Here is an 8,894-nt window from a genome sequence, read left to right on the forward strand (position 1 = left end):
CATAGTTCTTGAATCAACAGATACCTTTAACACAGCCATTTAGTAAAGAAAATGCCCATTTGGAACAATCCCATTCTAATAAATGGTAAAATTATAAAAGGAGCGTAATTTGAGAGGACGGGAAATCAATGTCAAAGGAATTTCCGATCATAGAAACCAAACGATTATTTTTAAGAAAAGCAACAAAACTGGATGCAGAACATATGTTTACGTATCTATCTGATAAAGATGTCGTGAAACATATGGGGTTAGAACCATTCCAAACAATGATTGACGTATATGAAGAAATCGACTGGTATCAATCTATTTATGACGAAGGTTCAGGGATTAGATGGGGCATTACAATAAAAGATTCAGATAAGGTGATAGGCAGCTGTGGTTTTCTTAATATGAAGTCCAAACATCATCGTGCTGAAGTTGGATTTGAAGTGAGCAAAGATTACTGGGGAAAAGGGATTGCGAGTGAAGCCTTGGAAGCAGTGGTGAGATATGGTTATTTGCATTATCAATTAGAAAGAATTGAGGCATTAATTGTACCTAAAAATATACCTTCACAAAAACTCGTAGAAAGACTAGGCTTTATTAGAGAAGGTTTGCTCAGACATTACGAATTTACATGTGGTAAATTTGATGATTTATACATATACTCCATTCTTAAAGATGAGGTAATGAAGTAGATAAAAATTTTCTCATAGGGGGGGGATGTTTTCCATGCCAATCTGTCAACACTGTGGTTATAACTGGAGTTGGAAAGAGACTTTTAAGAAAATGTTCACCTTTAGATCTAAGTTAAGATGCCCGTTCTGTTCGTCATTCCAATACGTTTCAAGGAAATCAAGAAACCAACTAAGTCTCTTTGTAGTTGTACCATTATTAATTTTACCATTCGTATCATTTGGTGTACCTATAGGCTATATTTTAGCATTCGAGTTAGTTGCTAATGCTTTGGTGCTTATTTGGATGCCCTTTATTTATAAGCTAAGTAACAAGGAAGAGCTGATGTGGTAGTATATCTCAAAAAGGAAAAATTAGATGGTTTTGAATGCATTTGTAGTAACTAGAGTGTAAGGTGGAAGCTGGAATTCAACATATCCCAGAGAAGGAATAGGTAGACAATGGTGAATGTACTTATACAAATTAGCTATATTTCAAGGGATAATAATGTAATGCGGCGAGGTTCCTTCCAATTAAATGGTAATTCAAAAGAAAAAGTTGCTTTTGATTGGTGGAAGAAAATACAAAGAGAAATGCCTTTTGGAGGAGATCTGCAACAAGTAATTGTGGATGGCGAAGATATTACTGACTCAGTTAAGGAATTAGATAAATAAATTAGAATAGCCCCTCTCATAAAAGAAGGGCTTCTTTAAGAACATATTTTAGGCTCATAGTGATTTAATTAACGATTTTTTTCAATATAGTTTACCACATCACCGACCGTTTGAAGCGTAGCTGCCACTTTGTCACTAATTTCAATTGCGAATTCATCTTCAATTTCCATTGTCAGGTCAACCATATCAAGCGAATCAGCATCCAAGTCATCCTTGAATGAGCTTTGAGGTGTAATCATCTCCATTTTGACACCAAGCTGATCTGCAATAATAGGTTTTAATTTTTCAAATGTTGTCATTTTGATATCCTCCTAAGTTGTCCATTATCATCATTATAACAACCTATTTCAAAACGTAAAACATAAATAATTGCCATTACCCGGTGAACATTAACTTTTACTAGAGTTATTATGGATAAGAAACGATAATGAAGAAATGAAAGAATATTAACAGAACGTAAAAAAGGAGTTCAACATGAAGAAATTAATGGATGAGTACTTTGAAACAGCGATGGAGGCCTGGAGTATGATGCAAAAGACTTCAGGTGATGAAGGGGCAGAATGGGCTGAAAGATTTGAACGCTACTTTTATGAATTTATTGATGAATTGAAGACATGGTGGACAACTCTTGAGCCGAAGCCAACGAATATAAATGAGGCTGAGCAGTTACCTGAAATAAAAAAGTGGATGGAGCAAATCCCGGCTCCTGTACAGCTGAATTTCCTTACAGAATTAGAGGATATTTTGGATGGAATAGAGACAGAGCGTTTTGATTAAGTTATTTATGATGTAAGCTTACTCTTTGAGTGAGCCTTTTTATTCGAAAGGGTAAAATGATAGAGTGTTGACTCAGTCAACACTCTTCTTTTTCAATACCAATCGCTATGTCAGTAATTTTGTCAGACTTTCTTTTTGAATTTGCTGCCTTTACTCTTGGAACGAAGCTTTGTCATCATCTCATCCACCTGTTCCTGTTCGGAAAGGGTGGTTTGTTCATCTAATTTCAAGCTGGTGATTTTTTCATTTTCGATGGTAATCTCGAAATAGGAATTTTCCTTACTGCCTTTTGGCAGGTCCTTTTTTGGAATGATGAATTCTTTTTTCATTTCTTCGACTAAAATAACAGCAAATTGATTATCTTCAATTCTATCCAGGTATCCTTTAATAATCCTAACCTCCTACGCAAGCAAGTTCTTGCGATTTAATATCAGCAATTCTAGCAGGTCCAATACCCTTTATTCTTCCTAAATCATCAACAGAGGTGAAAGGTCTTAATTTGATTAAATCCTGTGCACGAGCAGCACCAATGTGAATGATTTCTTGTAATTGTTGAATGCTTGCTTGATTTACGTCTATACAATTACCAACAATGGGTGCAGGCTCAACCTCGGCCTTTGGTGTGTTCCCGCTGCTAGAGGGTGAAATGGTCCCATCTTTTTTCGTCAGTACTTTATAATCTTTCCCATCTGTTTCTACAACTACAGTCCCATGAACATCGGTCCCATAAAGTTGAATCTTCGAATTTTGAACAAGATTGACCACTTCTTCATGGGGATGACCATAAGTATTATTCAAGCCAGCACTGTAAATCGCAACATCTGGGTTCACTTCCCGCAAGAAAGAAGGGTGCGTTGAAGTGGAGGAGCCATGATGACCCAGTTTCAGAATGTCAGCTTTCATATCAAATCCACTATGAAGCATTTTTAATTCGTCTTCCGTGGTGGCGTCTCCTGTTAAAATAAACTTAATTTCACCATAGGTCAGTTTTAACGAAATAGACTCTTCGTTATCATGCTCGCTAATTGTTTTTGGATATAATACATCAATCTTAAGCGGGCCGACTTCAAACTGATCACCCATTCGTGGCTCATAGTAATCAACAGCTTTTGTATCGATTGCTTTTAAAAGTCTTTGGAAGGTTTGCGAGGGGTTTGTGTTCCCTGATAACCACACCTCCCCCACGTTAAATGTGTTAATCACTTGGTCCAACTGTCCAATGTGATCGGCATCTGGATGAGTCCCAACCGCAATATCGATTTGCGAAACATGCTGTTCTTTAAGATACTGAACAACTTCATCCCCAGTCCAGTTTCCAGCGTCAATAAGAATCGTAAAATCCTCACCATCATCAGAAAATTGAAGTAAGGTTGAATCACCTTGACCGACATCGATGAAGTGGACCTTAAGTTCTGATAAATCAGTGGGTGCAGCTTTATTTTCTTCCGTACTATGAGCTTCATCATTTTCCGCTGGTAATGACTTTTCCGTTATATTTTCTTTTCGTTGCGCTATGTCTTTAGGTTGTAGTGGTTCTTGTCCGCAACCACTAAATAGAAAAATAATGATGAAACTAAATAGAGCAAAAAGGTAACGTTTCTGCATTCAATTCCCCCTTTTCACCTAATAGCTTATCACAAATCAACCATTTTCAGACAATTCAAGTCAGAATGATTTTTATGAGTGATTACAGTCTAGTCAAAAGTAATACAACAAATTAGTATAAAAAGTAGTGGGGGAGGCTTGATTTATATGGATATCGTAAAATTGAAGAAAAACGAAATCAAGAATGCTCTTGGATTAGTTTGGAGTGTTTTTCAAGAATTCGAATCTCCTGATTACTCAATTCAGGGTATTGAGGAATTCAGGAAATTTATTTCTTACGATTCAATGCTTGAACAATTTGAAACATCAAAGATAGTCTTTTGGGGATGCAAAGTAGATAATGAATTAACAGGGGTAATCGCAACAAGAGGAATGAATCATATCTGTTTGTTATTTGTAAAAAAAGAGTTTATAGGCGAGGAATAGCTAAACGTTTATTTAATACAGTTTTAGAGAGATGCAAAAGTGAGAAGTCTACTATTACCACGATTACGGTTAATTCATCACCCTATGCAGTAGAAGTTTATCATCGACTTGGATTTGTTGATATCGAAAAAGAACAGACAGTGAATGGGATGAGATTTACTCCGATGATGTATTCGTTAAAATAGCAATGCTAGAAAGAATCAACCTATAATTCTTGCCGTTGAATGATTCAACGGCTTATTTGTATAGGGAAAAATAATTGTAAATTTTTGGCTTTTTAGTTGATAATAAACAATGTTTGCATTATACTTAAGTTGAGTTAAATATTTAATGAACTAAAATATTAATTTATATTTTTATATCATAAAAGAAGAAACGGGTTGTTGGTGATGAAAAAAGCTGCAGAATTGAATGGGTTTCAAAGTAATGAGGGAATCCTTTTCACCTATCACAAACAGTAAGGGTATATAGGATTTATCTGGGCAATGGTGGCAGTTATGGTTCTAGAAACAGCTGGGGTGTCGTACCTCTTATATAACTGGAGTCCTATCCTGCACTGGATTCATTTGATTCTATCCATTTCGGTCATTGTCTTCCTACTCGTTGATTTAAGAGCAGTCACTAGGAATCCCATCATGATAAAAAATAACGAACTTTCTTTAAAAATTGGCATTCGTCCAAGAGTTATAATAGCAACAGAGAATATTAAGGAATTAAAGAGCGGAAGCCTTTACCAGGAAGATAGAAAGAATAAAGAAGTCCTTGATCTATCTCTATTTAGCTTTGATGATCCAACCTTTGAATTAGTCTTAAACCATCCAATTCAAGATAAAGCGATGTACGGAAAAACTAAGGATGTTACCAGAATTTTCTTTAGTGTTGATGACAAAACATCTTTCTCAACCATGATTAAAGAAAAATAGAAAAAAGGAAGTGCCAGGACCTGTCCAATAAACTGGAAGGTGCCTGGCACTTATTTGATTTAACCTTGAATCTTTTCCATTTGATTAAGGCGCTCTAGGATTTTCCGTTTTCGGTATAACATTTTTCCTGCTTCGGCCACATCCCCGATAGAGGAGCGATTAATAAATGCTCCAAAAATCATTCCAGCTATCGGAATCATTTGGAAAAGCTTTTTCCAGCCAAAAGAATCTCGATAGGTGGTAACCACTTCACGCCATCCTTGCAGCTGTGAGATTATTTGATTGTTCTGATTGCCTTGATTGAAGGAAGTAAGGTCCTCTAGTATTGCCTTTTTTCCGACAATGTCGGATGAGGAAAATTGCAGACATTTTACAATAAAAATTCTTTCTGATTTTTCTTTAGGGTCGTACCCATAGCATATTGCAATCTCTTGTAATACTTTAAGGGATAATCCTAATAGAACAGGAATGTCAACTGCCAGTGTAAATAGCCCGCCAATCCCCGTTGTTGCCCCTTGAACTGTCGCTATTTTTGTTCTGGAATTTTTAATTTCCTCAGCGATTTCATCCATTTTACTAATCGGAACTTGTTCAAGGAAGTCAAGGTGAATTTCATCTGCTGATGTATCCTGAGGCACAAACTTTTTTAGAATATTTTCTTCTTTGACTAAATATTGGCCGCCATTCTGAATGTAGTTCCCTAATTCATCAATCGCCAAGCCGATTTTATCTTGAATAAATTTTGGTGTTAGCTTATCAAGAAGCATGAATGGTAAACGACCAAGCTTTTCCCAAAACCATAAATCCTTCTGTTCATTTTCCCATGCTTCAATCTTTTTCAATTCGTCCTTTAAATAATCAGTCGATTCTACTATCATCAAACATTCCACTCCATTTTCAACATTTAAATATAGGTATGTAAGTATATACGGTAAAACATCTAACAGGTTTCATTATTACTATATACGTTTTTAAAGACACAACCTGATAAACTTTAAGGAAGGCATATTTTGAGCAAAAGTAAAATATTTATATAAAAAGAGAGTAGTGGTACATGTAGTGTTCCTTTAAAGCTTCTAGAAGGGAGCAAATTTTTTGAATCGGAATCGAAATACAAATGTCCAGTTAGCTATTTTATTGCTTATATGCTTGCTCATTATACTTATTGTCCATGCGATACTCCATGTTAAAATATACATTGTGTATACTACCGGTGTTGGTCCAATCCTCTTAATAGGTTTGATTATTTTCCTCATTGTCCTGCTATATACCAAAGGGTGAAGGAATTCGGCTTTATTTTTTAATTATTATGAACAAATAGATTGTATTAATAATTTCCAAATGATAAAATATAGCTCCATTGTGTAAGAAAGCATCTACAAGATGATTGTAGATGTTTCTTTTTGTGCCTGTTCGATTGTACGGTAACTATAGGAAGAGGTGACGGTTTAAGAGAATGAGTTCAAAAAAACAAAAATCAGTTCGTGAGCATAAAGATTATCAAGCAGAAATAGAGCGCCTAGAGTTTACAAAGGAATACATTAAGAGTGTTTTGGAACATTCAAAAGGAAATAAAGAACAGTTTGTTGAGAATCTAAAGGAAGCCTTTGCTGATCTTGATACATCTGATAGTAGTTTAAGCTACATGACGCTTTTGACGAATGCTCAGTACCTGGAATTGGCAGTAAGTGAACTGGAAAGGTTAGCGAGTGTCATTGGCAAACCGTACTTTTCGAGAATTAATTTTACCAGCAGCGGTGACACCGATGAAGAGATTTTGTATATTGGGAAAGCGTCACTATTTGACCGTGTAAATCAGATTCCCATTATCGTTGACTGGAGGTCTCCGATTGCAAATGTTTACTATGACGGTCGTCTAGGGGATGTTACGTATGACGCCTATGGGGAAACGCAAAGTGGTTATTTATCTCTTAAAAGACAGTATGAAATCGAGGACGGATTATTAAAAGAAATTAGAGATATCGATTTAACCACACATGATGAACTATTACAGAAATCCTTATCGGGTAAAGCAGATAATCGCTTAACCGAAATTGTCGCGACCATCCAAAATGAGCAAAATGATGTAATTCGAGCTTCTCTTAAACACCCCATCATCGTTCAAGGAGCTGCGGGAAGTGGAAAAACCACTATTGCACTCCATCGCATATCCTACTTTTTATACTCTTCTGGATATCGATTTCCTCCAGAAAAATTAATGATTCTTGCACCAAATAGATTGTTTATTGATTATATTTCCGCTGTTCTTCCTGACTTAGGGGTAAACAAAATTAAACAAACCACTTATGTTGATTTTATGAGAAATTGCTTAGGGAAGAAAATAAAATTAATAGCTCCTAACTCAAAATTACTGACGCTTCTAAAAGGGGAAGGAAAATCAAAATGGTTACAATGGGTGTCGGGGTATAAAGGTTCACTAGATTTTAAGGACTGTATCGATGCCTACTTGAAAGATATTGAATATAATCTAGCACCGTCAAAGGATTTTATCATTGAAAAATCGCTTCTGATGAGAGGGCAAAAAATTAATAGATTATTTTTAACAGAGTTTCAATACTTACCAATCTATAGTAGACTCGATAAAATAAAAAATCTATTGGCAAATGATTTAAGAATAAAAAAATCAATCATTCTATCCAAAATTAACAGTAAATATGATGATGCTTTAGAAAAGGCACTTTATTCCACCAGGCTGGATTCAGATAAAAGGAGAGTAAGAGTCGTCTCCATCATGGATTTAAAAGAGAAAAGGTTAAATACGGTGGAGCAAGAATCGAAGGTAGCAGTGAAGAATTATATGGATCCATTTGTAAAAAAAGATATCTTTGCACTATACAAGGAACTGATGGCATCTCCTGAACTGTTAAGAAATTATTCAAACACTCTTTCTGAGATAGAATGCAAGAGGTTGAGTCAATATTGTCAAAGAATTTTTGACAAAAAAGCACTTGAGCTTGAGGATTTGGCTCCGTTATTTTACATGAAAGCAAAGCTTGAAGGAATCGATGAAAAATATAAAATGAAAAGTGTTTTCATTGATGAGGCTCAGGACTATAGCTATTTTCAGTTTGCAGCAATGAAAGAAGGCTTTGAAACAGATCTATTTACAATTGTTGGCGATTTAGCACAAGGGATTCATTCTTATCGGGGATTAAACAGCTGGGAACCATTAGTTTCTGATATCTTCCCAAATGCGAACTATCATGCTCTCCAAAAAAGTTACCGGACAACGGTCGAGATTATGCACCTCGCAAATGACATTCTATCGATTATGGACAAAGATCTGCCAATTGTACAACCCGTTATTCGACATGGGGACAAACCACGTTTTACGAAAATTGACCCAAGCCATTTGCAACAGGTAAGAGAAACACTTGAACACGATATCCAATTACTCAAAGAGGAAGACCTCAACTCGATAGCCATTATTGGAAGAACCGACAGCGAGTGCTTGCGAATACATAAAATGCTAGAAAATAGTAATCTTCCCATTCAGATATTAGAAGAAAAGCAAGATATGAAAAAGGGAAGCGTTGTAATCTTGCCTTCGTACCTTTCAAAAGGACTAGAGTTTGATGCCGTGCTGATTCTTACATTGGAAGAAGTGTACAGTGTGGAAGAAGTGGATATAAAATTGTTGTATGTGGCAATGACAAGACCTATGCATAGGTTGCATTTATATGGGAGTGAGTTATCGGATTTATTATTAAATAAAGCTGCCTACGTCCATTTTGATGCAAATTGAAAAAGAAAAGTGCCAGGCACCTCCTATAATTGATGTGACCCCCAAAAGTTAGAGTTTTATATTAAGCAA

Annotated in this window: 10 protein-coding genes and 1 pseudogene; 7 read left to right on the forward strand and 4 right to left on the reverse strand. The window is 35.7% G+C overall.

Annotation, left to right across the window (positions count from 1 at the left end; all coding sequences use genetic code 11):
- The first annotated feature begins 128 nt into the window (after positions 1-128).
- From CHI06_RS26685 to CHI06_RS26695, 3 genes are all read left to right on the forward strand, one after another.
- On the forward strand, positions 129-677 hold the full coding sequence (locus CHI06_RS26685; protein WP_095251676.1) for a GNAT family N-acetyltransferase: 549 nt from the start codon (positions 129-131) through the stop codon (positions 675-677).
- A gap of 34 nt (positions 678-711) precedes the next feature.
- The gene (locus CHI06_RS26690; protein WP_179292794.1) at positions 712-1,008 is read left to right on the forward strand and encodes a TIGR04104 family putative zinc finger protein; all 297 of its coding nucleotides are present in this window, start codon (positions 712-714) and stop codon (positions 1,006-1,008) included.
- A 107-nt stretch (positions 1,009-1,115) separates the two neighbouring features.
- The gene (locus CHI06_RS26695; RefSeq protein WP_095251678.1) at positions 1,116-1,328 is read left to right on the forward strand and encodes a hypothetical protein; all 213 of its coding nucleotides are present in this window, start codon (positions 1,116-1,118) and stop codon (positions 1,326-1,328) included.
- A gap of 68 nt (positions 1,329-1,396) precedes the next feature.
- Here the strand turns inward: CHI06_RS26695 and acpP are convergent, their stop codons facing one another.
- Positions 1,397-1,627, reverse strand: coding sequence for an acyl carrier protein (gene acpP / locus CHI06_RS26700; protein WP_095251679.1), 231 nt, complete (start codon positions 1,625-1,627; stop codon positions 1,397-1,399).
- Positions 1,628-1,802: 175 nt separating this feature from the next.
- Between acpP and CHI06_RS26705 the strand changes: the two genes are divergently transcribed.
- On the forward strand, positions 1,803-2,105 hold the full coding sequence (locus CHI06_RS26705; protein WP_095251680.1) for a hypothetical protein: 303 nt from the start codon (positions 1,803-1,805) through the stop codon (positions 2,103-2,105).
- 122 nt (positions 2,106-2,227) lie between these two features.
- Here CHI06_RS26705 and CHI06_RS26710 read toward each other — a convergent pair whose 3' ends face one another.
- Complete coding sequence (locus CHI06_RS26710; RefSeq protein WP_095251681.1) at positions 2,228-2,497, reverse strand: DUF3006 domain-containing protein; 270 nt, start codon at positions 2,495-2,497, stop codon at positions 2,228-2,230.
- Between the two features lies 1 nt (position 2,498).
- A complete protein-coding gene (locus CHI06_RS26715) occupies positions 2,499-3,710 on the reverse strand; it encodes an MBL fold metallo-hydrolase (protein ID WP_095251682.1) in 1,212 nt (403 codons plus the stop codon).
- 285 nt (positions 3,711-3,995) lie between these two features.
- Between CHI06_RS26715 and CHI06_RS31205 the strand changes: the two are divergent.
- A pseudogene (locus CHI06_RS31205) lies at positions 3,996-4,321 on the forward strand (GNAT family N-acetyltransferase).
- 312 nt (positions 4,322-4,633) lie between these two features.
- Complete coding sequence (locus tag CHI06_RS26725; RefSeq protein WP_095251683.1) at positions 4,634-5,059, forward strand: hypothetical protein; 426 nt, start codon at positions 4,634-4,636, stop codon at positions 5,057-5,059.
- A 59-nt stretch (positions 5,060-5,118) separates the two neighbouring features.
- Here CHI06_RS26725 and CHI06_RS26730 read toward each other — a convergent pair whose 3' ends face one another.
- Positions 5,119-5,937: an EcsC family protein gene (locus tag CHI06_RS26730; RefSeq protein ID WP_095251684.1), complete on the reverse strand. Its 819-nt coding sequence runs from the start codon at positions 5,935-5,937 to the stop codon at positions 5,119-5,121.
- 578 nt (positions 5,938-6,515) lie between these two features.
- On the opposite strand from CHI06_RS26730, the gene helD reads away from it, so the two are divergent.
- Positions 6,516-8,825, forward strand: a complete 2,310-nt coding sequence (gene helD, locus CHI06_RS26735) for an RNA polymerase recycling motor HelD (protein WP_095251685.1) — start codon at positions 6,516-6,518, stop codon at positions 8,823-8,825.
- The last annotated feature ends 69 nt before the right edge of the window (positions 8,826-8,894 follow it).

It is taken from the genome of Bacillus sp. 7884-1, assembly GCF_002272245.1.
GTDB lineage: Bacteria > Bacillota > Bacilli > Bacillales > Cytobacillaceae > Neobacillus.